Source organism: Nocardioides sp. NPDC092400, assembly GCF_040684155.1.
GTDB lineage: Bacteria > Actinomycetota > Actinomycetes > Propionibacteriales > Nocardioidaceae > Nocardioides.
Genome location: NZ_JBFBFJ010000001.1, coordinates 1,040,918 through 1,065,031, shown reverse-complemented (window position 1 = coordinate 1,065,031; position 24,114 = coordinate 1,040,918). Strand labels below are relative to the sequence as shown.

The following is a 24,114-nucleotide window of genomic DNA, read 5'->3' as shown; positions in this document are numbered from 1 at the left end:
GTCTAGGGAGCGTCGCGCAGGATGGCCCGGTGGCTGCACCTCGTCCCGACCGGCGCGCGCTCCTGCTCGGGCTCGCCGCGGCACCGCTGGCCGCCTGCGGCTCCGACGGCCCGGCCCGGGTCGGTCGACCCCCGACCCGCTCCCCCTCCCCGGTCCCGACCGCCACCCCTGCTCCGCGACCGGCGGTCGCCGCGCTCGGCCGGATCGAGGAGAGGTACGACGCCGTGGTCGGCGTCGCCGCGGCGGGCACCGGCGGCCTGCTGCTCGGCCACCGCGCCGGATCCCGGTTCGCCCTGTGCTCGACGTTCAAGCCCCTGCTCGCCGCGGCGCTGCTCGACCGGGACGGCCCTCCCGACGCCCGCACCCGCCGGCTGATGGCCGACGCCGTCCGCGACAGCGACAACGACGCGGCCAACGCGCTGCTGGCGTACCTCGGCGGGCCGGCCGCGCTGACGGCGTACCTGCGCGGGACCGGGGACGGGGTCACCCGCCTCGACCGCACCGAGCCGGCGCTCAACGAGCACGCGCCGGGCGACCCGCGGGACACCTCGACCCCGGCCGCGCTGGCCACCACGTACTCCGCGCTCCTGCTCGGCGACGCGTTGCCGACGGGCCGGCGGCTGCTGACCGACCTGCTGGTCGCGAGCACCACGGGCGAGGCCCGGATCCGGGCCGCCGTCCCGGACGGGTGGCGGGTCGGCGACAAGACCGGGACGGGCGGGCACGGCTCGGTCAACGACGTGGCGGTGCTGTGGCCGCCGGGCCGTGACCCGTGGGTGCTCGCGGTGCTGGTGCGCTCCCGGCGGGCCGACGGCGAGGTGCCGGAGGCCGCGGTCGCCGACGCGGCCGCAGTGGCGATCCGCGCGGTCGGGCGGCTCAGCGACGCGTGACGCGCGCGGGCAGGTGGGTGCGCGGCGCCATCCGGGCGCCGTGGCGCGGGCGGCGGTGCCCGGCCAGGTAGAGCAGGGTGACCACCCGCTGGCGGTGCGGTCGCCACGGCTCGAGGTAGGCCTCCATGGCGGCGTCGTCGAACGGCGTGCCGGTCAGCGCCCACCCGACGTCCTTGGCCACGTGGTAGTCGCCGAACGAGACCGCGTCGGGGTCGCCCAGCGCGCGCTGCCGCACCTCCGCCGCGGTCCAGCGGCCGATGCCCGGGATCGTGCCGAGCCGCCGCTCGACCTCGTCGCCGGGGAGGCCCGCCAGCCGCTCCATCGCGTCGGCGACGCGGGCGACGGTGACGATCGCCCGGGAGCGGGCGTGGTCGACGTGCATCCGCAGCCACTCCCACGAGGGCACCTGCCGGATCGCCTCCGGCGTCGGCTGCACCCACAGGTCGCGCTCGGGGCCGGGGCCGGGCGCCGGCTCGCCGTAGCGCCGCACGAGCATCCGGTAGCCGGCGAAGGCCTCCTGGCCGGTCACCTTCTGCTCCAGGATCGCCGGCACGAGCGCCTCCATGACCAGGCCGGTGCGGCCCAGCCGGGCGTGGGGGTGGCGACGGCGCGCCTCGACCAGCACCGGGTGCCGCGGGTCGAACCCCGACCAGTCGTCGGACGCCCCGAGCAGGTCCGGCACCGAGGCGAGCGCCCACCCGGCACCCGGGCCCCACGCCTCGGCCCGCACCTCGCCGTCCCGGGGCTGGAGGTGCAGCGCCAGGGTGGCCGGCCCCTCGGGGGTGCGGATGCCGCGCCAGTGCCGGCCGTGCCCGTCGACGCGGTACGTCGGGTCGCCACCACCGCGCTTGTGCGGCCACATCGGCCCGAGGCTGCAGGGCCACTCGGGGCGCCACACACGGGTCGACGAGGTCATGGGCACGACGCTAGCCCGACGGACCGACACCGCTCGAACGAGAACACGTTCTAGCACGCATCGCTAGGGTGCGGCCCATGCTCCAGGTCTCCGACGAGCGCCGCGTGCGCACCCTGACCCTCGACCGGCCCGAGGCGCTCAACGCCTTCAACGAGGCGTTGTACGACGCGCTCGCCGACGCCCTCCTCGAGGCGGCCGACGCTCCGGACGTCGCCGTGGTGCTGCTGACCGGGAACGGACGTGGCTTCAGCGCCGGCACCGACCTCCTGGAGATGCACCGGATCGCCACCGACCCGACCTTCGAGCGCGGCCGGCACGGCTTCCCCGGCCTGGTCGACGCGCTGGTCGCCTTCCCCAAGCCGCTCGTCGTGGCGGTCAACGGCGTCGGGCTGGGCATCGGCGCGACCATCCTCGGCTTCGCCGACCTGGCGTTCATGTCGACGACCGCGCGCCTCAAGTGCCCCTTCACGTCGCTCGGCGTCGCGCCGGAGGCCGCCTCCTCCTACCTGCTCCCCCGGCTGGTCGGCCGCCAGGACGCCGCCTGGCTGCTGCTCTCCGCGGAGTGGGTCTCGGCGGAGGAGGCGCACAAGATGGGCCTGGTCTGGCGGGTGTGCGAGCCGGAACGGCTCCTCCCCGAGGCCCGCCGGCACGCCGAGGTCCTCGCCTCACGACCCATCGCCTCGCTCGTCGCGGTCAAGGAGGCGATGACCGCTCCCCTGCGCGCCGGCATCGACGCGGCCCGCGAGCGGGAGAACGCCGCCTTCGCCGCCCTGATGGGCGGCCCGGCCAACCTCGAGGCCCTCAGCGCGTTCGCCGAGGGCCGCGAGGCCGACTTCACCGGGATGTAGCGACCGGCCGGGGCCCTCGGCCCGGCTCGCGCACCGTCGCGTCGAGCGGCTCTCCGGCGCGAGCTGGTCCGCCTCGGTGACCAGGCACCGGGTGGGAACCCTGTTGCACCGCTCGGCAAGATTGGGCCCGTGCTCCTCGCCGACGTCGTCGCCACCTCCCGGGCCGTCGCCGCCACGCGCTCGCGCAAGGCCAAGGTCGCGGCCGTCGCCGAGCTGCTCGGACGCGTCGACCCGGCCGAGCCGGAGGAGGTCGCGACCGTCGTGTCGTACGTCGCCGGCTCGCTGCGCCAGCGGCGCACCGGTCTCGGCTGGCGGTCGCTGACCACCCTGCCCGAGCCCGCCGACGAGCCGTCGCTGACGGTGACCGGCGTGCACGAGGCGTTCGGGGCGATCGCCGACCTCGCCGGGCCCGGGTCGCAGTCCGCACGGGCGGCCGCCGTGGCCGAGCTCTTCGGGCGCGCGACCGCCGACGAGCAGGCGTGGCTGCGCGGCCTGGCCACCGGGGAGGTCCGGCAGGGCGCGCTCGACGCGCTGGTCCAGGAGGCCGTCGCCGTCGCCGGGGACGTGCCCACCGCCGCCGTCCGCCGGGCGGCCATGCTGGCCGGGTCGACCGTCGCCGTGGCGGTCGCCGCGCTGGCCGGGGGCGAGGAGGCGCTGGCGGGCTTCGGGCTCCAGGTCGGCCGCCCCGTCCTCCCGATGCTGGCCTCCTCGGCCACCTCCACCGAGGCGGCCATGGCCAAGGCCGGCGGCGCGGGCGGTGAGGTCGCCATCGACACCAAGCTCGACGGCATCCGGATCCAGGTGCACCGCGACGGCGACGAGGTCCTCGTCGCGACCCGCTCGCTCGACGACATCACCGCCCGGCTGCCGGAGGTGGTCGAGGTGGCCCGGTCGCTGCCCGCCACCTCCTTCGTGCTCGACGGCGAGGCGATCGCCCTCGACGCCGAGGGCCGGCCGCGGCCGTTCCAGGAGACCGCGTCGCGCACCGCGCAGGCCTCGGACGGTCGCGTGGCGGTCACGCCGTACTTCTTCGACCTGCTCCACCTCGACGGCCGCGACCTCCTCGACGAACCGGGCAGCGAGCGGCTCGCCGCGCTCGAGCGCCTCGTCCCCGAGCCGCACCGCGTCGCCCGGCTCGTCACCTCCGACGTCCCCACCGCCGACGCCTTCGTAGCCCGGGTCCTCGCCGCCGGCCACGAGGGCGTGGTCGTCAAGGACCTCGCCGCGCCGTACGACGCCGGCCGCCGCGGCTCGGCCTGGGTCAAGGTCAAGCCGGTGCTGACCCTGGACCTCGTCGTCCTCGCCGTCGAGTGGGGCTCGGGCCGCCGCCAGGGGTGGCTGTCCAACATCCACCTCGGCGCCCGGGACCCCGCGACCGGCGACTTCGTGATGCTCGGCAAGACGTTCAAGGGGATGACCGACGAGATGCTGGCCTGGCAGACCGAGCGCTTCCTCGGGCTCGCCACCGCCCGCGACCCCTACGCCGTCCGCGTCCGGCCCGAGCAGGTCGTCGAGGTCGCGATCGACGGCGTCCAGCGCTCGACGCGCTACCCCGGCGGCGTCGCGCTGCGCTTCGCCCGCGTCCTGCGCTACCGCGACGACAAGCTGCCCGAGGACGTCGACACCGTCGACAGCGTGCGCGCGCTGCTGACCGGCACCACCGCACCCACCGAGGAGGACGCATGAGGAACGTGCAGTTCTGGCAGGTCTCCGGCTACGAGGCCAACGCCGACATCGAGGACGAGCCGCTGCCGCCGGGCCTGCTGCACCGCGGCACCAACACCGGGGACGGCGCCACCGTCCTGGTCTTCTGGGACGAGGCGATGGGCCGCTGGCAGGAGGTCGACCCCTCGCTCGTCGATGCCTGAGGCCGGCTACGGGCGCCGGCTGGCCACGGCGGCGCTGTCGTACGCCGTGCTCCACCACCTCGGCGTGCTGCCCGACGGGCTCGGCAGCGCCCCCGAGGGCACCCGCTGGGCCGACTGGCTCGACCTGGCGGTGCCTTGGCTGGTGCTCGCGCCGGCCGCGGCGACCCTCGCCAGCACGTCGGCCACGCCCCGCCAGTGGGCGGTGCTCGCCTGCGGCGCCGTCGCGTACGCCTCCGGCCACGGCATCCACCTCGCCGCCAACTCCGTCGGCAACACCGCACCCGGACCGACCGCGCACCTGTGGGACGAGGCCGTCGGGCACCTCGTCTGGTACGCCGGAGTGGCGCTCGTGCTCGCCGCGCTTGCCGGCACCATGCGCGACCGGCCGCGGCCGACGGGGGCCGCAGCCGTGGTCGGCGCCGGGTGGAGCTGGCGGCACCGGCGCGGCCTGGGTGTGCTCGCGCTCGTCGCCTCCTCGACCGCCGTCGTCGTGCTGGTCGCGCTGCTCGTCGGCTGACCGCCCTCGGGCCGCACCGCAATCGTTCAATTGAACGGTTGCGACGCGGTGGAACCGCTCCCACCCCACCGGAACCCAGCAATTGAACGATTGCGGCGGCTGGGGACGCTGCTCGTCGAACGCGTCACACGCGTGCAACTGCGAGTTGCAGCATCGCTACGATCGAGGGCATGACCAGCCAGCGGACCGAGCACGGAGCGGCACCGCGCACCGATGGCCGGCGCTCCGCGGCGGCCGCCCGTCGGCGGGCGCGGGAGCAGGAGATCATCGCGGCGACGCGCCGGCTCTTCGACGAGCGGGGCGTGCGGGACGCGCAGATCGACGACATCGCCTCGGCGGTCGGCATCAACCGCGCGATCGTCTACCGGCACTTCTCGGGCAAGGAGGAGATCTTCGCGCTCACGCTGGTCTCCTACCTCGAGGAGCTGCGCGGCGAGCTGGAGCAGGCGGCCGAGGGTGTCGAGCCAGCGCCCGAGCGGCTGGCGGCGATCGTGACGGCGTTCGTCGACTACGGCTTGGCCCACCCGGCGTTCGTCGACTGCGCGCAGGCGCTGATGCGCCGCACCGGCGCCGAGCTGCTCGACGAGATCAGCGAGAGCGCGCTCTTCCGGCTCGGCCGGGGCATCTCCTCGTGCCTCTCCCAGCTCGGCCGCGCGCTCGAGCACGGCGTCGCGACCGGTGACTTCCACGTCGACGAGCCGGCACTGCTGGCCAACACGCTGTACGCCAGCGGGCTGGGCGCCCTGCAGCTGGCCCGGCTCGGGATCCTCGTCGAGGAGGCCGCCCCCGGCGTGCCCACGGTCGGCGCGATCTCCCCCGACCAGGTCCGGCACTACCTGGTGACCTCGGCCCTCGCGCTCGCCACCCACCCGCCTGCCTGACCGACCCGCCCGACAGACCCACCTGACCGACCCGGCTGAGCACTCGCACTCATGCGCACCGGCCGGGACCGGACGAGGCTGGTGGCATGACCGACGAGCCGCGTCCCCTCGACGTCCCGGCCTACCCGGCCCCGCAGCACCGGCCCGACGAGCAGCCGCCACGCTCTCGCCGCGCGCGGATCGTCCGCGGGGCGGTGATCGGAGTGGTGTCCTTCGCCCTCGGCCTGGCCGCCCTCGTGGGCCTCGGGCTCGGTGCGCTGTGGGCCTTCGACCCGATGGGCGACGAGTGGGTGTGCTCGGAGGGCGAGGCGCCGATCGAGTACCCCGCGGGCGGCGGCGAGTGCCTCCCGGAGGGGACGAAGGACCTGCCGGAGGGTGCGCGCTGGGAGCCGTTCGGCAACCGGCCGATGCCGTACAACTGCGACAAGGACGGCTGGGTCCCCGTCGAGCGCGACGTCGTCGTGCGGGGCGAGCCGGACGTCGAGGAGGACTGCGTCCGCGAGGGCACCGACCTCCCCGACGGGTGGCGGGTCCGCGACGACGACTGACCGGACCGGGCCCCAGGACGGCGAGAGGGGCCGGCCGCCGATGTGGCGGCCGGCCCCTCGTCGTACGTCGGGGGCGGTGCGGGTCAGCGCTCCAGGATCGCCACGACGCCCTGGCCACCGGCGGCGCAGATCGAGATGAGGCCGCGGCCCGAGCCCTTCTCCGCCAGCAGCTTGGCCAGGTTGGCGATGATCCGGCCGCCGGTCGCGGCGAACGGGTGGCCCGCGGCGAGCGAGGACCCGTTGACGTTCAGCTTCGAGCGGTCGATCGAGCCCAGCGGGGCGTCGAGGCCGAGGCGCTCCTTGCAGAACACCGGGTCCTCCCACGCCTTGAGGGTCGAGAGCACCTGCGAGGCGAAGGCCTCGTGGATCTCGTAGTAGTCGAAGTCCTGCAGGGTCAACCCGTTGCGGGCCAGCATCCGCGGCACGGCGTACGCCGGCGCCATCAGCAGGCCCTCGCCGCCGTGCACGTAGTCGACGGCCGCAGTCTCGGAGTCGACGAAGTAGGCCAGCACGTCGAGCCCGTGCGCCGACGCCCACTCCTCGGAGCCGAGCAGCACCGCGGACGCACCGTCGGTCAGCGGGGTGGAGTTGGCCGCGGTCATCGTGGCCGACTCGCCCTTGCCGAAGACCGGCTTGAGCTTGGCCAGCTTCTCGACGGTGGAGTCGGGGCGCAGGTTGTTGTCGCGGTCGAGGCCGCGGAACGGCGTGACCAGGTCGTCCTGCCACCCCTTGTCGTACGCCGTGGCGAGGTTTCGGTGCGAGGCTGCGGCGAGCTCGTCCTGGGCCTCGCGGGTGATCTGCCACTCCAGGGCGGTCAGCGCGGCGTGGTCGCCCATGGACAGGCCGGTGCGCGGCTCGCCGTTCTTGGGGATCTCCAGGCCGATGTCGCCCGGGCGGATCTGGCCGAGGGCGGCGAGGCGGCCCTTGGTGTCCTTGGCGGCGTTGACCTTCATCAGCTTCTTGCGCAGCTTGTCGCTGATCGCGACCGGCGCGTCGGAGGTGGTGTCGGTGCCGCCGGCGATGCCGGAGTCGATCTGGCCCAGCGCGATCTTGTTGGCCACCTGCACGGCTGCCTGGAGACCGGTGCCGCAGGCCTCCTGGATGTCGGTGGCCGGGGTGGTCGGGTCGAGCTTCGAGCCCAGCACCGACTCGCGGGCGAGGTTGAAGTCGCGGGCGTGCTTGAGCACGGCGCCGGCGACGACCTCGCCGACGCGCTCGCCCTCGAGGCCGTAGCGGCCGAGGAGACCGTCGATCGCGGCCGTGAGCATGTCCTGGTTCGAGGCGGTCGAGTAGGCGCCGTTCGACCGGGCGAAGGGGATGCGGTTGCCGCCGAGGACGGCGACGCGGCGGGTGGTGTTCTCCATGCTCCTATCCTTGCCCCGCCCGCCCCGGTTCAACAGGACATGAGGGGCACGTCACGAAATGTGGACTCCGAGTTACACCTCTAGTTACATGGAGCAGCATGAGCGACCGTTACCGCGACTTCACCTCGTCCCCGATCGGCAAGATCCTCGTCAAGAACCTGGGACTGCCGAACCCCACCCGGCTGGAGCGGTACGAGGCCGGGGCGCCGCTCGTCACGGGCACCGTCGGCCTGGGTGGCCGCGGCCGGCTCGCCGAGTCGCTCGCCGGCATCCTCGACCTGGTCGGCATCGCCTCGACCGAGGTGGTCGGCGCCCCCGAGGAGGGCCAGCGGTTCAAGGGCCTCGTCTTCGACGCCACCGGCTTCCAGGACTCCGGTGACCTGGTCGCGCTGCGCGACTTCTTCACCCCGCTGCTGCGGAGCCTGGAGACCAACCCGCGCGTCGTGGTCCTCGGTACCCCGCCGGAGCAGGTCACCGGCGCCGAGCGGGTCGCGCAGCGCGCGCTCGAGGGCTTCACGCGCAGCCTGGGCAAGGAGGTCGGCCGCGGCGGCACCGTCCAGCTCGTGTACGTCGCCGAGGGGGCCGAGTCGGCCGTGACCAGCACGCTGGCGTTCCTCCTCTCCCCCAAGTCCGCCTACGTCTCCGGCCAGGTGGTCCGGATCGGTGCCCACGGCGCCACCGTCGCCGGCGAGGTCGCCGACTGGCAGCGGCCGCTCGCCGGCAAGGTCGCGCTCGTGACCGGCGCCAGCCGCGGCATCGGGGAGTCGATCGCCCGGGTGCTCCACCGCGACGGCGCGACCGTCGTCGGCGTGGACGTCCCGCAGGCCGCCGACCCGCTGCAGCAGCTGATGAAGGAGCTCGACGGCGACTGGCTCACCCTCGACATCACCGGCAAGGACGCGCCGCAGCGCATCGCGCACCACCTCAAGGAGAAGCACGGTGGCGTCGACGTCGTCGTGCACAACGCCGGCATCACCCGCGACAAGAAGCTCGCCAACATGGCCGAGGACCGCTGGGAGTCGGTGATCGGGGTCAACCTCACCGCCCCGGAGCGGATCACCCGCGAGCTGCTCGACCAGGGCGTCGTCAACGCCCACGGCTCGATCATCGGCGTCGCCTCGATCGCCGGGATCGCCGGCAACGTCGGCCAGACCAACTACGCCGCCTCCAAGGCCGGCGTGATCGGGCTGGTGGACTCGCTGGCCGACGAGCTGGACAACGGCATCACGATCAACGCGGTCGCCCCCGGCTTCATCATCACCCAGATGACCGCGGCCGTGCCGTTCGCGACCCGCGAGGTCGGGCAGCGCCTCAACGCGATGGCGCAGGGCGGCCTGCCGGTCGACGTCGCCGAGACCATCGCCTGGTACGCCAACCCGGCCTCGAGCGCGGTCAACGGCAACGTCGTCCGCGTCTGCGGCCAGATGATGCTGGGCGCCTGATGGGCACCCCCGAGACACGCGAGGTCTCCGGCGACGCCGGCGGGCTCACGACGCTGCTCCGGGCAGCGCTCCCGTCCCTGCCCGTGGTCGGCCGGCTGCCCGGCATCAGGAAGGCGTCCGGCGGGGACTTCGCCGGCCTGTCCTTCAGCCGGCCGCCGGTCACCGTCGAGCGCGAGCACGTCGAGCGGTACGCCGCGGTCTGCGGCTTCCCGGTCAAGGACACCGTGCCGCTGCCGTACCCGCACCTGCTCGCCTTCGGCCTGCACATGGCGGTCATGAGCGACCCGGCGTTCCCCGCCCCCGCGATCGGCACCGTGCACCTGGAGAACTCCATCACCCAGCACCGCCCCGTCCGGGTCGGCGAGTCCCTGGCGGTCTCGGTCGACGTCGGTCCGTCCCGCCCGCACGCCAAGGGCCGGGTCTTCGACTTCGTCACCACGGTCACCGCCGGGGGCGAGACCGTCTGGGAGGAGACCTCGGCGTACCTGCGGCGTGGGAAGGGCGAGGAGTCCGCCCCGGCCGGCGCGATATTCCCCGACGCCCGCGCCGGCGGCACGGTGTGGTCGCTGCCCGGCGACCTCGGCCGGACCTACGCCGCGGTGTCCGGCGACCACAACCCGATCCACCTCCACCCGCTGACCGCCAAGGCGCTGGGCTTCCCGCGCCAGATCGCGCACGGCATGTGGACGATGGCGCGCTGCACCGCCGCGCTGGAGAACCGGCTCGCCGACGCCGTCCGCGTCGACGTGGCGTTCAAGAAGCCGGTGCTGCTGCCCGGCAAGGTCGCCTTCGGCTCCCGGCCGCTCGACGACGGCTACGCCTTCTCGCTGAGCAGCCCGCGGTCCGGTGCCCCGCACCTGGCCGGTCGCACGACCAACCTCTGAGGCGGACTTCTCAGGGAAGTCCGGCGCTTCTCAGGGGAAGTTTCCCCTGAGAAGCGCCGGATTCCCCGGTGGACCGGGGAATCCGACAGACAGGCCCGCGCCACCTACCGCAGCGGCCGGATCAACCCCTCCTGCGCGACGGTGGCGACGAGCGCACCGTCCTGGGTGAACACCCGGCCGAAGGAGAGGCCCCGCCCGCCGGCGGCGGCGGGCGACCACTGGTCGTAGAGCCACCACTCGTCGGTCCGGAAGGGCCGGTGGAACCAGATGGTGTGGTCGAGGGAGGCCATCATCGTCCGCGACGGCGTCGTGTCGTGGGCGGCGAGCGACGCGCCGAGCAGGCTGATGTCGCTGGCGTAGGTGAACAGCCCGAGGTGGACGACGGGGTCGTCGGAGACCCGCTCCTTGACCCGCATCCACATCTGCGCCTGTGCCCGGTGCTCCGGGTGCGGCGGGAGCCCGGTACGGGTGTTGCCGAGGTAGCGCACGTCGATCGCGGCCCACTCCTTGCCGAGCGCCTCGGCCTCCTCGCTCCCCCGGCGACGCATCAGGTCGACCATGTCGGTGCCGTCCTCGGGACGACCGACCTGCGGCACGGCGTCATGGTGCTCCCAGCCCTCCTCGGGCCGCTGGAAGCTCACCGTCTGGTAGTAGATCGCGCGCCCGTGCTGGCGCGCGACGACCCGTCGGGTGAGGAACGAGCGGCCGTCGCGGATCCGCTCGACGTCGTAGACGATCGGCACGGAGTAGTCGCCCGGCAGCAGGAAGTAGGAGTGCAGGGAGTGCACGGCGAAGTCCTCGCCGGCGGTCCGGATCGCGGCGACGAGCGCCTGGGCGGCGACCTGGCCGCCGTACACGCGCGAGCGCGCCGACTCAGGCTGGGCGCCGCGGAACAGGTCCGCGTCGATGTCCTCGAGGTCGAGCAGGCCCACCAGCTCCTGGACGGGACTCACCACGGTTCTCCTCCTGTGTCGGCCACGGCTCACTCCTGCCGGGGTGGGCGCGGCCTGCGCAGCAGCGCCTCCTGGGAGACCGACGCGACGAGCGTGCCGTCGGCGGTGTGCACCCGGCCGTGGACCAGGCCCCGACCTCCGCCGCCGAACGGCGAGTCCTGGTCGTAGAGCCACCACTCGTCGGCGCGGAAGGGCCGGTGGAACCAGATGGAGTGGTCCAGCGAGGCCACCATGGCCTCCGGGCTGCCGCTGCGGACGCCGTGGGGCGCGAGCGCCGCGCCCATGATCGTCATGTCGGAGAAGTAGGTGAACGCCGCGACGTGCACGAACGGGTCGTCGGGCAGGGTGCCCCGGACCCGCAGCCAGACCCGCTGCCGGCCCGGTCGGACGTCGTCGGGCTCGAGCCCGCCGTCGAGGCTGCTGCCGGCGTACCGCAGCTCCATCACGCCCCACTCCGGGTCGTCCTCGGCCTGCCCGAAGAGCTCCTTGGGGTTGAGGCACTCCTCCGGCGGCGGCACCGAGGGAGCGACCTGCTGGTGCTCCCAACCCTCCTCGGGCCGCTGGAAGTCCGCGGTCAGGGCGTAGATCGGGCGGCCGTGCTGCCGGGCGAGGACCCGCCGGGTCGCGAACGATCGGCCCTCGCGGATGGTCTCGACGTCGAAGATCGTGGGGGCCGAGGTGTCACCGGGCTGCAGGAAGTAGGAGTGCAGGGAGTGCAGCTCGTACGCCGGGTCGACGGTGCGCCCCGCCGCCACGGTCGCCTGCGCCGCGGCCTGGCCCCCGAACACCCGGGGCAGCGAGGTCGCCGCCTGCCGGCCCCGGAACAGGTTGGTGTCGATGGCCTCGAGGTCGAGGAGCCGCGCCAGCTCGTCGGCGTCGCGCGGCACTCAGTCGTCCCTCTCGCCGTCGGCGCCCGGGTCGGTCTTCGGGTCCTCGTCGAGGGCCGCGAGGAACTGCTCGAACTGCTGGCCGAGCTCCTCGCCGCTGGGCAGGGGCTGGTCCTCTGCGAGCAGGTTGCTGCCGGAGTCCTCGGCCCGCTCGAACGCGTCGTACTGGCGCTCGAGGGCCGCGACGACGTCGGCGACCTCCTCGTTGGCCGAGAGGTACCGGGCGATCTCGACCTCCCGGTCCTCGGCCTCGGCCAGCAGGCCGGACAGGTCGATCGTCAGCCGTCCGCCGAGCTCGACCTGCTCGAGCAGCACCGCGGACGCCTTCGGGTAGTCGAGCTGGGCGAGGTAGTGCGGGATGTGCGCGACGAAGCCGAGCGCGGCGTGGCCCCACTCCCCCAGCCGCACCTCGAGGAGCGCCTGGGCACTGGAGGGCACGCGCAGCTCACCGCGCCACGGGCTCTGCCCGACCGGCTCGGCGTGGTCGTTGGCGTGGTGGGTGATCGCGATCGGACGCGTGTGCGGGACCGCCATCGGCACCGACCCCATCGCCACCACGCGGGTCACCCCGAGCCGCTCGACGACCTCGCGGACGGCGCGCGCGAAGGCCTCCCAGCGGTTGTCGGGCTCGGGACCGTGGAGCAGCAGGTACGGCGTGCCGCCGGTGTCGCGCAGCAGGCGCACGACCAGCCGCGGGGCGTCGTACTGCTCGTAGTGGTCGCGGACGAAGGAGATCGCCGGGCGGCGGGCGCGGTAGTCGTGGAACTGGTCCACGTCGAAGGTCGCCACCACCTTGCCGCCGGGGACCGGGGCGTCGGAGAGGTCGACGAGGTGCTGGGCGGCGCGCGCCGCGGCCCGCCCCGCGTCGAGGAACCCGTCGAGCACGAGCACCATGGTGAGGTCGGCGGCGTCGTCCAGCTCCGGTACCTCGTCGACGATGTGCACGAGACGGGGTTCCTGGGTCACCCGCCCAGCCTATGGGGTGGTGCTCTCCGACGACTCCGCGGCCGAGCGCTGGGCGAGACGGCTGTGACGCATGCCGTAGACGAAGTAGACGACGACGCCGATGGCCATCCAGGCCAGGAAGCGCAGCCAGGTCTCACCGGTGAGGTTGAGCATGAGGTAGCCGCACAGCAGCGTCGCCAGGACGGCCACCACGGGGGCGAGCGGCGTGCGGAAGGACCGGGGCAGGTCCGGGCGGGTCCGGCGGAGCACGACGACGCCGATGCTGACCAGGACGAAGGCGAAGAGGGTGCCGATGTTGACCAGGTTGGCCAGCGTGGCCAGGTCGACGAAGCCGGCGATGATCGCGATCACGGTGCCGGTGATCAGGGTGATCCGGTGCGGCGTGCCGTACGTCGGGTGCACCCGGGCCAGGGACCGCGGCAGGAGCCCGTCGCGCGCCATCGCGAAGGCGACCCGGCTCTGGCCGAGCATGAGGATCATCGCGACCACGATCAGGCCGATGCAGGCGCCGACCGAGATCAGGTCGCCCATCCAGCCGACACCGGCGGCGCTGAACGCGGTCGCCAGCGGGGCGGCGTCCTCGGGGTCGATCTCGTCGAAGGGCTGGATGCCGGTGACGATGAGGCTGACCGCGGCGTAGAGGACGGTCACGATCGCCAGCGAGCCGAGGATGCCGATCGGCACGTCGCGCTGCGGGTTCTCGGCCTCCTCCGCGGTGGTCGCCACGATGTCGAAGCCGATGAAGGCGAAGAACACGATCGCCGCGCCGCTGATCACGCCCGCGACGCCGAAGACGGCGGGCTCGATGCCCAGCAGGCTGGTGATGAGCGGCAGCTCGAGGAAGCCGCCGCCGGAGTCCGGCACCGGCTCGGACTCGGGGATGAACGGGACCCAGTTGGAGGGGTCGACGTAGGCGATGCCGACGACGATCACGGTGGCGACGACGAGCAGCTTGATCGCCACGACGACCTGGTTGACCCGGCTGGAGAACTTCGTCCCCCGCACGAGCAGCCCCATGACCAGCAGGGCCACGATGACGGCGGGCAGGTTGACCCAGCCGCCCTCGGCGCTGGCGAGCGAGGCCGGCACCTCCAGCGGCGTACCGGCGAGGAGCTCCTGGAGGTAGCCGGAGAAGCTGACCGAGAGCGCCGCGGAGCCGATCGTGAACTCCAGGACCAGGTCCCAGCCGATGATCCAGGCGACCAGCTCGCCCATGGTGGCGTAGCTGAAGGTGTAGGCGCTGCCCGCGACCGGCACGGTCGAGGCGAACTCCGCGTAGCAGAGGCCGGCGAGCCCGCAGGCCAGCGCGGCGATGAGGAAGCTCAGCGCGAGCGCCGGGCCGGAGTTCGTCGCCGCCACCGTGCCGGTCAGCACGAAGATGCCGGCGCCGATGATGACCCCGACGCCGAAGACCACCAGGTCGACGGCGCGCAGGTCCTTGCGCAGCCTCGAGTCGGGATCGTCGGTGTCGGCGATCGACTGCTCCACGGACTTCGTCCTGAACACGCTCACCGGCAGCAGGTTACCCACGACGCCGCTCCTCACCCACCGCTCGCCACGCCATCAGACGAAGTGGTTGTCGTGGCGCTCGCAGAAGTCGGCGTACTCCTCCTGCGAGACGTCGCGGCCGGAGGTGAACATCTCCACCAGCCCCTCGAAGTACGCCTCGCGAGGAGCACCCGGGACGAAGAGGATCAGCATGGCCGCCGCCGCCCCGGACTCGTTGCGGAACGCGTGCACCCCGCCCTCGGGGACGTGGCAGAAGTCCCCCGGCGCGGCGTCGGTCCACGTGTCGCCGTCGTAGAGGCGCACGCTGCCCGACAGCACGAAGAACGCCTCGGTCATGGTGCGGTGGTAGTGCGGCGCCGGACCGCCGGGCTGCGGGCCCATGTCCCACCGGTAGAGGCCGTAGCGGCCGCCCGTCCTGGACCCCGTGGCCAGGTAGTGGGCGAACCCGCCCAGGGTGTCGAGCTCGGCCGGCGCGTCGTGGCGGCGCAGCCACGCCGAGACGTCGGGCCGGTCGCCGACGTGCGCCGCCGGCGGGTACGTCGCGAGGTCGGTCCACGGCTCGGGATGGGTCACCGCGGCGGCTCACCCGACCTGGACGACGACGTCGTCGAGGTCCGCGCGGAACTGGTCGTTGTCGGTCGCGCTGACGTTCTTGGCGCCGATGCGCAGCGGCGAGGCGTTGGCGACCGAGCCGACCACGCCGGTGGCGCGGGCGCGCACGACCCCGTCGACCAGCACGAGCACCTCGGTGGCGGTGCGGCTGCAGACGACCCGGTGCCACGCGCCGTCGGCGACGTCGGCCTCCGTGCCGGACGCCACCGCGACCAGCCGGGTGCGGGACCCGCTGACGACGCAGCTCGGCCGGCCCTGGTCGACCTGGAGCTTGTACTGCCCGCCGGGCTCGCCGTAGTAGCCCTTCTGGGCGACGTTCATCGAGCGCCGCGACTCCTCGCGGGTCATCCGGACGTCGACGCCGACGCTGAACGCGGCGGTGCCCGGGTCGAGCGCCGCGGCGTCGGGCACCTCGATCAGTGCGCGACCGCACGTCGGGCACGGGTACTGCACGGCCCGTCCCGGGGAGCCGCTGGTCGGGGTCAGCGCGCCGCGGTTGGTCACCACCCGCCCGCGGGCGGCACCGGTGTCGTCGAGGACCGAAGTCCCCGAGGCGAAGGTGTCGGCCCCGTCGAACCCCAGCTGCAGCACGGTGGTGGACGAGGTGGTGGCGGCGACCGCCGCCCCTGCACCCGCCCCGGCACCCGGGCCCGTGGCACCGGGCAGCACGAGGGCTCCTGCCGCGAGTGCACCCGCCACGGCCGTCCAGCGTCGACCTGCGCGTCGTCCAGCTCGAGGCATGGGCCTCTCCCTCCGCGGCGCGACGTGCGCCGGCGCTCGTCACCGTGCCACGCCGGGGGCGGTCGGCGCGTCCCCGCAATGCGGTATTCCGCCGCGCCGGGCGCTCCGCCCGCCCGCCGGGACGACGGGACGACGGGACGACGGGACGACGGGAAGGTCACAGGACGGACACGACGGCGACGAGGGCGACGCTGCTGGCCGAGACTGCTCGCGTGATCAGACTGCTGCCCGGGGTGATCGTGTTCATCCTGTGGGCCTACTGCCTCGTGGACGCGATCAGCACCGACCAGTCGCGGGTGCGGCACCTCCCCAAGTGGGCGTGGATCGTGCTGGTGCTGCTGTTCCCGCTCGTGGGCTCCCTCGCCTGGCTGGTGGCGGGCCGACCGGCGCCCACGCCCCGGCTCACCCGGCAGCAGGGCGCGGCGCCCGGCTTCCCGGAGTACGAGCGCCCCGGTCGGATGGCGGCGGCCGACCCGGCCAAGGACGAGGAGTTCCTGCGCCAGGTGCGCGAGCGGGCGGAGGAGCAGCGGCGGCGCTACGAGGCCGAGCGGCGGCGCAAGGACCAGCTCGAGGGGCAGGAGGGCCCGGGCGACCCCGACGCCTCAGCGGGCGCCTGAGCCCGAGGGGCCCGAGGCGCCCGAGGGACCCGAGGAGGCGGCGACCTCCGGCACGAACGTCGCGACCATCAGCCGCGCGGCGCGGTCGGCCAGCTGCTCGGGGGTGAGCCCGAGCAGGCGGCGCAGGACGTCGGTCTCGTCCGCGCCCTCGGTCGCGAGCTCGTCGAGGAGCGACCACAGCGCGGGCTCGCCGAACGAGCCGGCGACGTACTCGCACACCCACCACGACAGGCCGTAGCTGACCACCGGCTCCTCGCCCGGGTCGGTGAACGACCCGCGGGTCGGCAGGCCGTCGACGCCGTCCACCGCCCGCTCCAGTGCCGCCTGCGCGACGACGCGGTCCGCGGGGGCGACCGGGCGGACGGAGACGTACTCCGCCACCCCCTCGCTCAGCCACACCGGCGCGTGGTCGTCGCGCTCCCCCAGCGCCACGTGGACCAGCTCGTGGCGCACCAGCCGGTCGCGCTCGGGTCCCGGCCGGTCCAGCATGCGGGGGTTCAGCGCGAACCGGGTCGCCGCGGTGCCGCCGTCCGGGCCGGCGGGGACGGGGAACGCCACGCCGTCGAGCCGTTCGGGGTCCCCGCCCGGGAGGTCCTCGATGCTGTCGAGGAAGGCGGTGGAGGACAGGGCGTAGACCACCACGGTGCGCCGCCAGGGCCACGGGACCGCGGCGGAGACGTCGGCGATGCCGTCCTCCACCGAGGCGATGACGCCCGCGGCCGCCGGCAGGCTGCCCCGGTCGAAGACGCCGAGCACGCCGTAGCCGCCCCGCACCTCGACCGGGCCGAGGTCCCACGGCTGCGGGCGGACGTCGTGCTCGGCCTCCCACGCGGGGTCGGTGGTCGACCGCAGCAGCATCCGCCGGTCGTCGCGGGGCGCGGGGCGGAAGAGGAACCGGTCGTGGCTGACCACCGGCGCCGCGTCGTACCCCGCCAGCTGCATGGTCAGCTCGACGACGACCCAGTAGGCGTCGCCGCGGCGCACGATGTTCCGGCGGTCGAAGGAGTAGCCGAGCTTCGCGATCGGCAGCTGGGCCAGGTTGTCGAAGTACGTCAGCTGCTCCGCACGGACCCGGGGCGCGCGCCGGGCCAGTCCGGACGCGAAGGCGTTCCGGTCACCCGTGCGGACCGCCTCGGCCCGCCGTCGCAGCGCCCGCTGGAGGCCGGCGACGACGTCGGCGGGCGCCATCGCCGCCGTCGCGGCCGCGGTGCCCTCCGCCGGGGCGTCGTCCTCGAGCAGCGAGCAGGCCGGCAGCAGCCAGCCCAGCAGGGCGTACGCCGCGAGCAGTGCCGCGGCGCGCGACGGGGAGCGGGTGGTGCGGCGTCGCTCAGATCGGGTGGTCGGCATCGACGGGTAAACGACCCTCGTCCAGAGAGGTCATGTACTCGACGATGTCGAGGGCGAGCGCCTGCGGCGTGAGGCCGATGCGCTCGAGGATCGCGGCCCGCTTGGCGTGCTGCAGGAACTCCTGCGGGATGCCCCGCAGCCGCACCGGCGTCGTGACGCCGGCCTCCACCAGGGTCTGCAGCAGCACCGAGCCGCAACCGCCTACCAGGCCGTTGTCCTCGACGGAGACGACGAGGCGGTGCTCGCGGGCCAGCTCGACGACGGCGGGGTCGACCGGCTTGACCCAGCGCGGGTCGACGACGGTCACGCCGATGCCCTGGGCGACGAGCCGGTCGGCGACGCCGAGGGCGACCTCGTTCATCGAGCCGACAGCCACCACCAGGACGTCCTTGGGGCCGTTGCGCACCAGCACGTCCGCGCCGCCGGCCTTGCCGACCGCCTCGACGTCCTCGGGCGGCGGGCCCTTCGGGAAGCGCACGACGGTCGGGGCGTCCTCGACCTCGACGGCCTCGTTGAGCAGCTCGCGCAGGCGCGCGGCGTCGCGCGGCGCGGCGATCCGCAGGCCGGGCACGACCTGGAGGATCGACATGTCCCACATGCCGTTGTGGGAGGCGCCGTCGTCGCCGGTGACGCCCGCGCGGTCCAGCACGAAGGTGACACCGGTGCGGTGCAGGGCGCAGTCCATGAGCACCTGGTCGAAGGCGCGGTTGAGGAACGTCGCGTAGACGGCGACCACGGGGTGCAGGCCGCCCAGCGCGAGCCCGGCGGCGGAGGTCGCGGCGTGCTGCTCGGCGATCCCGACGTCGAAGGTGCGCTCGGGGAACCGCGCCTGGAAGTGGTCGAGCCCGACCGGGTGCATCATCGCCGCCGTGATCGCGACGACGTCCTTGCGGCGCTGTCCGATGTGGACGATCTCGTCGGCGAAGACGTCGGTCCAGATCCGGCCGCGGGCCTTCTCCTCGCCGGTCTCGATGTCGAAGGGCTGCGGGGAGTGGAACTGGTCGGCCTCGTGCCGCTCGGCCGCGTCGTACCCGAAGCCCTTGCGGGTCAGCGCGTGCACGATCACCGGGCCGCCGAAGCGCTTGGCGCGGTCCAGCGCGGCCTCCATGGCGACGGTGTCGTGGCCGTCGACGGGGCCGACGTACTTGAGGCCGAGGTCCTCGAAGAGGCCCTGGGGCGCCAGCGCGTCCTTGAGGCCCTTCTTCATCGCGTGCAGGGCGTCGTACGCCGCGGGGCCGACGCCGGGGACGGCGTTGAGGCGCTTCTTGACCAGGTCGAGCACCTGCTCGTAGCGGGGGTTGGTGCGCAGCGTGGTGAGCGCGTTCGCGAGCCCGCCGATGGTCGGGGTGTAGGAGCGGCCGTTGTCGTTGACCACGATGACCAGGCGGCTGTCCTTGGCGATGGCGATGTTGTTCAGCGCCTCCCAGGCCATGCCGCCGGTGAGGGCACCGTCGCCGATGACCGCGACGGTGTGCCGGTCCTCGCCGCGGATCGCGTAGGCCTTGGCCAGGCCGTCGGCGTAGGACAGCGCGGTCGAGGCGTGGGAGTTCTCGACGATGTCGTGCTCGGACTCCGCCTGGCTCGGGTAGCCCGAGAGCCCGCCCTCCTTGCGCAGCACGTCGAACTGCCCGCCGCGGCCGGTGAGGATCTTGTGGACGTAGGACTGGTGGCCGGTGTCGAAGACGATCCGGTCGCGCGGGCTGTCGAAGACGCGGTGGATGGCGAGGGTGAGCTCGACGACGCCGAGGTTCGGCCCGAGGTGCCCGCCGATGCGCGAGCACGTCTGCACGAGCAGGTCGCGGATCTCGACCGCGAGCGCCTCGAGCTCGTCGGGCGTGAGCGCGCGGAGGTCCCGCGGACCGGCGATCGAGTCGAGGAGCGACATGCCTCGGAGTCTAGGACGTCACAGGTCGTGCGCCGCGATCGCCGGCTCGTGCAGGCTGCCCATCCAGACCCGGCCGTCGTGCTCCCGGACGCCGGTCACCATGTGGTACCGGTCCCCCGGCAGGTCGACGTCGTGCACGAGGCGCCCGGCGTCGTCGTACGCCTGGACGCGGACGGTCCGCGCCGGGGCCGGCTGCAGTCGCTGCGGGATCCTCGTGACCAGCTTGCGGACCCGGACGGGCGCCGCCTGGAGCCGCTCCACGACGGTGTCGCGGGGGCTGGCGATGGTCACCCAGATCAGGCCGTCGCTGCCCCGGGCGATGTTGTCGGGGTAGCCGGGGAGGTTCTGGCACAGCAGGTCGCGCATGCCGGCGCGGTCACCGGTCAGCCAGCGGCGCACGACGGTCCGGGCCCCGGTCTCCGCGACGCAGACGAAGTCCTCGCCCTTGCTCAGCGCGACGCCGTTGGCGAAGGCCAGACCGTCCAGGACGACCTCGACGGTCCCGTCGGTCGCCATCCGCATCAGCCGCCCCGTGCGGGTGACCTGGATGAAGTCGTCCTTCCACCGGTCGATCCCGTAGCGCGTCGAGGAGTCGGAGAACCACACCGTGCCGTCGCTCGCGATGGCCGCGTTGTTGCAGAAGACCATCGGCGTGCCGCCGACCCGGTCGGTCACGGTCTCGACCCCGCCGGTGGCGGTGTCCACGCGCAGCACGCCGCGCTTGGCGTCGCAGACCAGGAGCCGGCCGTCGCCGTCGAGCTCGATGCCGAGGGGGCGGCCGCCGGTGTGCGCGACGCGGTCGACCTTCGAGCCGTCGGGGCCGACCCGGAAGATGCTGCCGTCCTCGGTGCCGGTGAAGACGCAGCCCTCGTCCGGACCGGACGTGGCGACGACGACGTCCTCGGCGCCGCCGGCGGGGACGGGGACGACGGTCAGGTCCGTGGTGCTCGCGGTGGTCATGGGGTCATCGTGCTGTAGAGCTCGCTGGCGAGGAAGGCCGGGAGGGCGTCCTGCGCCGACCCGGTCAGCTCCAGGGTGCGCACCCGCGCCGGGTCGACGAAGACCATCTGGCGGCCCTCGCCGCAGGTGATGTCGGCGTCGGTCAGGTCCACCGCGCCGACGTACACGTGCATCGACCCCACGCCGTACGACGCGTGCTCGGTGGCGAACTCGTGCCAGAACTGCAGGTCGCCGTGCTCGAGCACGACACCGGTCTCCTCGGCCAGCTCCCGGTACGCCGCCTCCTCGAAGCCCTCGCCGTCCTCGACGTGGCCGCCGGGCAGCCCCCAGGTCTCGGGATCGATGACGGCGTGCTCGTCGCGCTCCTGGAGCAGCACCCAGCCGCGGCGGTCGACGAGCAGGACGCAGGCGAACCGTGTCATGCCGGCCAACCTACGGCGCAGGACCCGCCGGCGGTCCCCTGGGACACTGTCCCGGTGACCCGACGCCCCCGCCTGGCCGCCGCCCTCGCCGCCTCGATCCTGACCGCCGCCGGCACCGCCGCCGGCACCGCCGCGGCGCAGCCGCCGCTCGCCGTCACCGGCTACGTGCTGGCGAGCACGCCGGCGGACGTGGTCGAGCGGGACGCACCGGCCCTCGCGGCGCTCGGCGTCGCCTCGGTGCCGATCTCCGCCGACGGGCGCGACGTGCGTGCGCCGGGCGAGCTCACCCGGCAGCTGCGACGGGCGCACCGCCACGGGCTCCGGGCCGAGCTGCTGGTGAGCAACTACAGCGACCGGCTCGGCGGCTTCGACAGCCGGGCTGCCCGGCGCCTGCTGCGCCACGAGGACCGGGTGCGGCGGGTCGCCCGGCAGCTGGCCGACGTCGTGCGCCGCCAGGGCTGGGACGGGATCACCGTCGACCTGGAGTCGCTGTCGCGGGCCGACGGCCGCGGCCTCGTGCGGCTGGTGCGCGAGCTGCAGGCGCGGATGCCCGCCGAGCGCACCGTCTCCGTCGACCTCCAGCCGTCGCCGACGGTCGAGGGCTACCGCGAGCGGGGTTTCCGCGTCGGGGCGATCGGCCGCGCCGCGGACGTGGTGGTCGTGATGGCCTACGACCGGCACGGCCCGATCTGGACGGGTCCGGGGCCGATCGGGCCGCTGCGCTGGCAGCGGTCCGTGGTCGAGGCGGTGCTGACGGAGGTGCCCGCGGCGAAGGTCGACCTCGGGGTGGCCGGGTACGGCTACACCTGGCCGCGCAGGGGCGAGGGCCGCAGCCTCACGGTCCAGCGCGCGCGGCGGCTGGTGCGCGAGGACGGCGCCCGGGCCGTGTGGAAGCCCACTGCCGGGGAGTGGCGGGCCCGGTTGTCCGACGGCACCGTCCTGTGGTGGTCCGACACCCGGTCGTTCCGGCTGCGCGAGGAGCTCGCCGAGGAGCTGGGCGTGCACGGCATCGCGCTGTGGCGGCTCGGCTCGGCCGGTCCCCTGGCCTGACCGGCCCCTCAGCCGGACAGGAAGCTGAACCGCACCTGCCGCTCGTGGTTGTCGACGTTCAGGTCGACCAGGCAGACGCTCTGCCAGGTGCCGAGCGCCAGCTCGCCGTCGAGCACCGGCACCGTCGCGTACGGCGGCACGAGGGCCGGCATCACGTGCGAGCGCCCGTGGCCCGGCGTGCCGTGGCGGTGGCGCCAGCGGTCGTCGGCGGGCAGCAGGTCGCCCAGCGCGGCCAGCAGGTCGTCGTCGCTGCCCGATCCCGTCTCGAGGATCGCCAGGCCGGCGGTCGCGTGGGGGACGAAGAGGTGCAGCAGGCCGTCGCCGCGCGCGCGGACGAAGTCCGCGCACTCGCGGGTCAGGTCCAGGACGGTGTCCTGGCCACCGGTGCGGAAGGCCCTGGTCTCGGAGTCCATGCCGGGACCGTGCCCGTCCCGGGACCGTCTCAGACCCCGTGCCGGCCCCTGGGTGGCGGGCTCAGACGGGGGTGCCGGGGCTCTCCGTGCCGCCCTGCGGGTCCCGCAGCCCGCCGGCGCAGGACGCGAACGGCTCCGGGGCGGTCTGCCCGCCGCCGAGGCGCGCGACGAAGAGCGGCAGGCGCGGGTCGTCGGCGCCGACCAGGCGCAGCTGGTGGCCCCAGACCGTCACGACCACCGGCGCGGGCAGGCCGGGGTAGGGCGAGAGGATGCCGTTGTCGGGCAGCAGCTCGACCAGGCGGTCGACGTCGTCCGCGGCGAGGTCCGGGTCGTAGGTGATCCACACGGTCCCGTGCTCGAGGTCGTGCACGGCGTTCTCCTCGCGGACCGGCTCGTCGTAGACGCCGCACTCGAGCCAGCGCGGGTCGTGCGGCCCGCCGGCCGGCGGGGTCTGCGGGTAGGTGACGTCGCCGCTGGTGTGGTCGGTCCGCAGCCCCTCGACGACCGCCACCTCCTCGAGGTTCCGCTCGACCTGCGCGGCGTCGTCCGCGCGCAGCTGGCTCACCGCCAGCGGCACGCCGATCGCGACGACCAGCACGGCGACCGCCGCGACGGCGGCGAGGACCAGAACCGCCACCCGGTCCCGGCGCACGGGCTCGGACGCGGGCTCGGGCTCCGGCGCCGGCGGGGGCACCGGCGGGGGCGCGGACGGGTACGGCGGCTCGGGAGGCGCCTCGCTCACGACTGCTCGAGCGCGCGCTCGACCCGCTCGACCTTGGCGGTCAGCTGGCCGGTGAAGCCGGGACGGATGTCCGCCTTGAGCACCAGGCCGACCCGCGGGGACACCTCGGCGACGACGTCGACGGCCCGCTTGACGACCGCCATCACCTCGTCCCACTCGCCCTCGATGTTGGTGAACATCGCGTTGGTCTCGTTCGGCAGGCCGGACTCGCGGACGACCCGCACGGCGGCCGCCACGGCCTCGGAGACTCCGCCGGTCTCGTCACCGGTCGTGGGGCTGATGCTGAACGCGACGATCATGCCTCCACGGTAGTCGGCACCTCGTCGGCGAGCCGCGACCAGCACCCACCGTGGGCCGGGCGTCCCGGCCGGATCAGTGGGCGAGCTTCAGCCCGATGACGCAGCCGATCAGCCCGGCCAGCAGCAGCACCTTGACGGCCGTGACCGGCTCGGTGCCGGTCGCCATGCCGTACGCCACGGTCAGGCACGCGCCGATGCCGACCCACACGGCGTACGCCGTGCCGACCGGGAGGGTGCGCAGCGCGTAGGCCAGGCCGCCCATGCTCAGCGCGATCCCCGCGGCGAAGACCACCGTGGGGCCCAGCCGGGAGAAGCCCTCGGACCTGCCGAGCGCCGTCGCCCAGACGGCCTCCAGGACACCCGAGAGGACCAGCACCAACCACGCCACGACGACCTCCAGACGGCCGTCTTGTCGCTCTCCGGGTACGGCTCCCTCGTCCGGTGGGCCGTCTCGGCCCTGTCCCGACCCTATCCGGTGAGGCCGAGCCCGCGAACGCCGCACGGCCCGCCACCCACGAGGGGCGACGGGCCGTGCGGGTGGTGCAGGTGCCGA

At 74.3% G+C, this 24,114-nt stretch carries 27 protein-coding genes and 1 riboswitch; of the genes, 11 read left to right on the top strand and 16 right to left on the bottom strand.

The annotated features are described in order from the left end of the window. Nucleotides 1-29 precede the first annotated feature (29 nt). Nucleotides 30-890, top strand: a complete 861-nt coding sequence (locus tag AB0N29_RS05215) for a serine hydrolase (RefSeq protein ID WP_364864656.1) — start codon at nt 30-32, stop codon at nt 888-890. On the opposite strand, the gene AB0N29_RS05210 is transcribed toward AB0N29_RS05215, so the two are convergent. Beyond that, nucleotides 877-1,806 carry a DNA-3-methyladenine glycosylase 2 family protein gene (locus tag AB0N29_RS05210; protein WP_364864654.1) on the bottom strand — a complete coding sequence of 310 codons (930 nt, stop codon included), beginning with the start codon at nt 1,804-1,806 and terminating at the stop codon, nt 877-879. The genes AB0N29_RS05215 and AB0N29_RS05210 overlap by 14 nt on opposite strands. Before the next feature lie 77 nt (nt 1,807-1,883). On the opposite strand from AB0N29_RS05210, the gene AB0N29_RS05205 reads away from it, so the two are divergent. The 6 genes from AB0N29_RS05205 (at nt 1,884) to AB0N29_RS05180 (ending at nt 6,468) form a co-directional block, all read left to right on the top strand. Continuing rightward, on the top strand, nt 1,884-2,654 hold the full coding sequence (locus AB0N29_RS05205) for an enoyl-CoA hydratase-related protein (protein ID WP_364864652.1): 771 nt from the start codon (nt 1,884-1,886) through the stop codon (nt 2,652-2,654). A gap of 129 nt (nt 2,655-2,783) precedes the next feature. Continuing rightward, nucleotides 2,784-4,340: an ATP-dependent DNA ligase gene (locus tag AB0N29_RS05200; protein WP_364864650.1), complete on the top strand. Its 1,557-nt coding sequence runs from the start codon at nt 2,784-2,786 to the stop codon at nt 4,338-4,340. Next, on the top strand, nt 4,337-4,522 hold the full coding sequence (locus AB0N29_RS05195; RefSeq protein ID WP_302270973.1) for a hypothetical protein: 186 nt from the start codon (nt 4,337-4,339) through the stop codon (nt 4,520-4,522). The genes AB0N29_RS05200 and AB0N29_RS05195 overlap by 4 nt, the downstream gene beginning before the upstream one ends. Next, complete coding sequence (locus AB0N29_RS05190) at nt 4,515-5,039, top strand: hypothetical protein (protein ID WP_364864647.1); 525 nt, start codon at nt 4,515-4,517, stop codon at nt 5,037-5,039. The genes AB0N29_RS05195 and AB0N29_RS05190 overlap by 8 nt, the downstream gene beginning before the upstream one ends. A gap of 170 nt (nt 5,040-5,209) precedes the next feature. Then, a complete protein-coding gene (locus AB0N29_RS05185) occupies nt 5,210-5,920 on the top strand; it encodes a TetR/AcrR family transcriptional regulator (protein ID WP_364864645.1) in 711 nt (236 codons plus the stop codon). An 86-nt stretch (nt 5,921-6,006) separates the two neighbouring features. Beyond that, entirely contained in the window at nt 6,007-6,468 is a 462-nt protein-coding gene (locus AB0N29_RS05180; RefSeq protein ID WP_364864643.1) for a hypothetical protein, read from the top strand. A gap of 83 nt (nt 6,469-6,551) precedes the next feature. Here the strand turns inward: AB0N29_RS05180 and AB0N29_RS05175 are convergent, their stop codons facing one another. After that, complete coding sequence (locus AB0N29_RS05175) at nt 6,552-7,832, bottom strand: acetyl-CoA C-acetyltransferase (RefSeq protein WP_364864641.1); 1,281 nt, start codon at nt 7,830-7,832, stop codon at nt 6,552-6,554. Between the two features lie 98 nt (nt 7,833-7,930). On the opposite strand from AB0N29_RS05175, the gene AB0N29_RS05170 reads away from it, so the two are divergent. Further along, nucleotides 7,931-9,274: a 3-oxoacyl-ACP reductase gene (locus tag AB0N29_RS05170; protein ID WP_302270964.1), complete on the top strand. Its 1,344-nt coding sequence runs from the start codon at nt 7,931-7,933 to the stop codon at nt 9,272-9,274. Further along, nucleotides 9,274-10,158 carry a MaoC/PaaZ C-terminal domain-containing protein gene (locus AB0N29_RS05165; protein WP_364864638.1) on the top strand — a complete coding sequence of 295 codons (885 nt, stop codon included), beginning with the start codon at nt 9,274-9,276 and terminating at the stop codon, nt 10,156-10,158. Before AB0N29_RS05170 ends, AB0N29_RS05165 begins: the two co-directional genes overlap by 1 nt. Nucleotides 10,159-10,262: 104 nt before the next feature. On the opposite strand, the gene AB0N29_RS05160 is transcribed toward AB0N29_RS05165, so the two are convergent. Genes AB0N29_RS05160 through AB0N29_RS05135 form a run of 6 tightly spaced genes read right to left on the bottom strand, consistent with a single transcriptional unit; the run spans nt 10,263 to nt 15,784 of the window. After that, entirely contained in the window at nt 10,263-11,111 is an 849-nt protein-coding gene (locus tag AB0N29_RS05160; RefSeq protein WP_364864636.1) for an acyl-CoA thioesterase II, read from the bottom strand. A gap of 29 nt (nt 11,112-11,140) precedes the next feature. Further along, nucleotides 11,141-11,998 (bottom strand): acyl-CoA thioesterase II, encoded by an 858-nt coding sequence (locus AB0N29_RS05155; RefSeq protein ID WP_364864634.1) that lies wholly within the window; start codon nt 11,996-11,998, stop codon nt 11,141-11,143. Continuing rightward, complete coding sequence (locus tag AB0N29_RS05150; RefSeq protein WP_302270959.1) at nt 11,999-12,964, bottom strand: PAC2 family protein; 966 nt, start codon at nt 12,962-12,964, stop codon at nt 11,999-12,001. Nucleotides 12,965-12,973: 9 nt separating this feature from the next. Further along, nucleotides 12,974-14,476 (bottom strand): amino acid permease, encoded by a 1,503-nt coding sequence (locus AB0N29_RS05145; RefSeq protein WP_364864630.1) that lies wholly within the window; start codon nt 14,474-14,476, stop codon nt 12,974-12,976. 51 nt (nt 14,477-14,527) lie between these two features. Next, nucleotides 14,528-15,046, bottom strand: coding sequence for a cupin domain-containing protein (locus tag AB0N29_RS05140; protein ID WP_364864628.1), 519 nt, complete (start codon nt 15,044-15,046; stop codon nt 14,528-14,530). A gap of 9 nt (nt 15,047-15,055) precedes the next feature. After that, the gene (locus tag AB0N29_RS05135) at nt 15,056-15,784 is read right to left on the bottom strand and encodes a LamG-like jellyroll fold domain-containing protein (protein WP_364864626.1); all 729 of its coding nucleotides are present in this window, start codon (nt 15,782-15,784) and stop codon (nt 15,056-15,058) included. Nucleotides 15,785-16,038: 254 nt separating this feature from the next. Here AB0N29_RS05135 and AB0N29_RS05130 point away from each other — a divergent pair, with 254 nt between their 5' ends. After that, on the top strand, nt 16,039-16,443 hold the full coding sequence (locus AB0N29_RS05130) for a PLD nuclease N-terminal domain-containing protein (RefSeq protein ID WP_364864623.1): 405 nt from the start codon (nt 16,039-16,041) through the stop codon (nt 16,441-16,443). Here AB0N29_RS05130 and AB0N29_RS05125 read toward each other — a convergent pair. Genes AB0N29_RS05125 through AB0N29_RS05110 form a run of 4 tightly spaced genes read right to left on the bottom strand, consistent with a single transcriptional unit; the run spans nt 16,429 to nt 21,057 of the window. Beyond that, nucleotides 16,429-17,790: a hypothetical protein gene (locus AB0N29_RS05125; RefSeq protein ID WP_364864621.1), complete on the bottom strand. Its 1,362-nt coding sequence runs from the start codon at nt 17,788-17,790 to the stop codon at nt 16,429-16,431. The genes AB0N29_RS05130 and AB0N29_RS05125 overlap by 15 nt on opposite strands. Then, nucleotides 17,771-19,675, bottom strand: coding sequence for a 1-deoxy-D-xylulose-5-phosphate synthase (gene dxs / locus AB0N29_RS05120; RefSeq protein WP_302270953.1), 1,905 nt, complete (start codon nt 19,673-19,675; stop codon nt 17,771-17,773). The genes AB0N29_RS05125 and dxs overlap by 20 nt, the downstream gene beginning before the upstream one ends. A gap of 18 nt (nt 19,676-19,693) precedes the next feature. Then, nucleotides 19,694-20,635, bottom strand: a complete 942-nt coding sequence (locus AB0N29_RS05115) for an SMP-30/gluconolactonase/LRE family protein (protein WP_302270952.1) — start codon at nt 20,633-20,635, stop codon at nt 19,694-19,696. Further along, nucleotides 20,632-21,057, bottom strand: coding sequence for an NUDIX hydrolase (locus AB0N29_RS05110; protein ID WP_364864617.1), 426 nt, complete (start codon nt 21,055-21,057; stop codon nt 20,632-20,634). The genes AB0N29_RS05115 and AB0N29_RS05110 overlap by 4 nt, the downstream gene beginning before the upstream one ends. A gap of 54 nt (nt 21,058-21,111) precedes the next feature. Here AB0N29_RS05110 and AB0N29_RS05105 point away from each other — a divergent pair, with 54 nt between their 5' ends. After that, entirely contained in the window at nt 21,112-22,107 is a 996-nt protein-coding gene (locus tag AB0N29_RS05105; RefSeq protein WP_364864614.1) for a glycosyl hydrolase family 18 protein, read from the top strand. An 8-nt stretch (nt 22,108-22,115) separates the two neighbouring features. On the opposite strand, the gene AB0N29_RS05100 is transcribed toward AB0N29_RS05105, so the two are convergent. The 4 genes from AB0N29_RS05100 to AB0N29_RS05085 all read right to left on the bottom strand — a co-directional run bounded on the left by AB0N29_RS05100 (nt 22,116) and on the right by AB0N29_RS05085 (nt 23,949). Next, on the bottom strand, nt 22,116-22,520 hold the full coding sequence (locus tag AB0N29_RS05100) for a YjbQ family protein (protein ID WP_364864612.1): 405 nt from the start codon (nt 22,518-22,520) through the stop codon (nt 22,116-22,118). A gap of 61 nt (nt 22,521-22,581) precedes the next feature. Beyond that, a complete protein-coding gene (locus tag AB0N29_RS05095) occupies nt 22,582-23,262 on the bottom strand; it encodes a DUF3105 domain-containing protein (protein ID WP_364864610.1) in 681 nt (226 codons plus the stop codon). Beyond that, a complete protein-coding gene (locus AB0N29_RS05090; RefSeq protein ID WP_302270947.1) occupies nt 23,259-23,561 on the bottom strand; it encodes a thiamine-binding protein in 303 nt (100 codons plus the stop codon). Before AB0N29_RS05090 ends, AB0N29_RS05095 begins: the two co-directional genes overlap by 4 nt. A gap of 73 nt (nt 23,562-23,634) precedes the next feature. Further along, entirely contained in the window at nt 23,635-23,949 is a 315-nt protein-coding gene (locus tag AB0N29_RS05085) for a multidrug efflux SMR transporter (RefSeq protein ID WP_302270946.1), read from the bottom strand. A gap of 10 nt (nt 23,950-23,959) precedes the next feature. Then, a riboswitch (guanidine-III (ykkC-III) riboswitch) is annotated at nt 23,960-24,023 on the bottom strand. Between the last annotated feature and the right edge of the window lie 91 nt (nt 24,024-24,114).

Bases quoted from the DNA above. Each gene is read 5' to 3' on its own strand.
- AB0N29_RS05210 (WP_364864654.1), bottom strand. From the start codon at position 1,806: ATGACCTCGTCGACCCGTGTGTGGCGCCCCGAGTGGCCCTGCAGCCTC.
- AB0N29_RS05205 (WP_364864652.1), top strand. From the start codon at position 1,884: ATGCTCCAGGTCTCCGACGAGCGCCGCGTGCGCACCCTGACCCTCGAC.
- AB0N29_RS05195 (WP_302270973.1), top strand. From the start codon at position 4,337: ATGAGGAACGTGCAGTTCTGGCAGGTCTCCGGCTACGAGGCCAACGCC.
- AB0N29_RS05190 (WP_364864647.1), top strand. From the start codon at position 4,515: ATGCCTGAGGCCGGCTACGGGCGCCGGCTGGCCACGGCGGCGCTGTCG.
- AB0N29_RS05185 (WP_364864645.1), top strand. From the start codon at position 5,210: ATGACCAGCCAGCGGACCGAGCACGGAGCGGCACCGCGCACCGATGGC.
- AB0N29_RS05180 (WP_364864643.1), top strand. From the start codon at position 6,007: ATGACCGACGAGCCGCGTCCCCTCGACGTCCCGGCCTACCCGGCCCCG.
- AB0N29_RS05175 (WP_364864641.1), bottom strand. From the start codon at position 7,832: ATGGAGAACACCACCCGCCGCGTCGCCGTCCTCGGCGGCAACCGCATC.
- AB0N29_RS05170 (WP_302270964.1), top strand. From the start codon at position 7,931: ATGAGCGACCGTTACCGCGACTTCACCTCGTCCCCGATCGGCAAGATC.
- AB0N29_RS05165 (WP_364864638.1), top strand. From the start codon at position 9,274: ATGGGCACCCCCGAGACACGCGAGGTCTCCGGCGACGCCGGCGGGCTC.
- AB0N29_RS05125 (WP_364864621.1), bottom strand. From the start codon at position 17,790: ATGCCGACCACCCGATCTGAGCGACGCCGCACCACCCGCTCCCCGTCG.
- dxs (WP_302270953.1), bottom strand. From the start codon at position 19,675: ATGTCGCTCCTCGACTCGATCGCCGGTCCGCGGGACCTCCGCGCGCTC.
- AB0N29_RS05115 (WP_302270952.1), bottom strand. From the start codon at position 20,635: ATGACCACCGCGAGCACCACGGACCTGACCGTCGTCCCCGTCCCCGCC.
- AB0N29_RS05110 (WP_364864617.1), bottom strand. From the start codon at position 21,057: ATGACACGGTTCGCCTGCGTCCTGCTCGTCGACCGCCGCGGCTGGGTG.
- AB0N29_RS05100 (WP_364864612.1), bottom strand. From the start codon at position 22,520: ATGGACTCCGAGACCAGGGCCTTCCGCACCGGTGGCCAGGACACCGTC.
- AB0N29_RS05090 (WP_302270947.1), bottom strand. From the start codon at position 23,561: ATGATCGTCGCGTTCAGCATCAGCCCCACGACCGGTGACGAGACCGGC.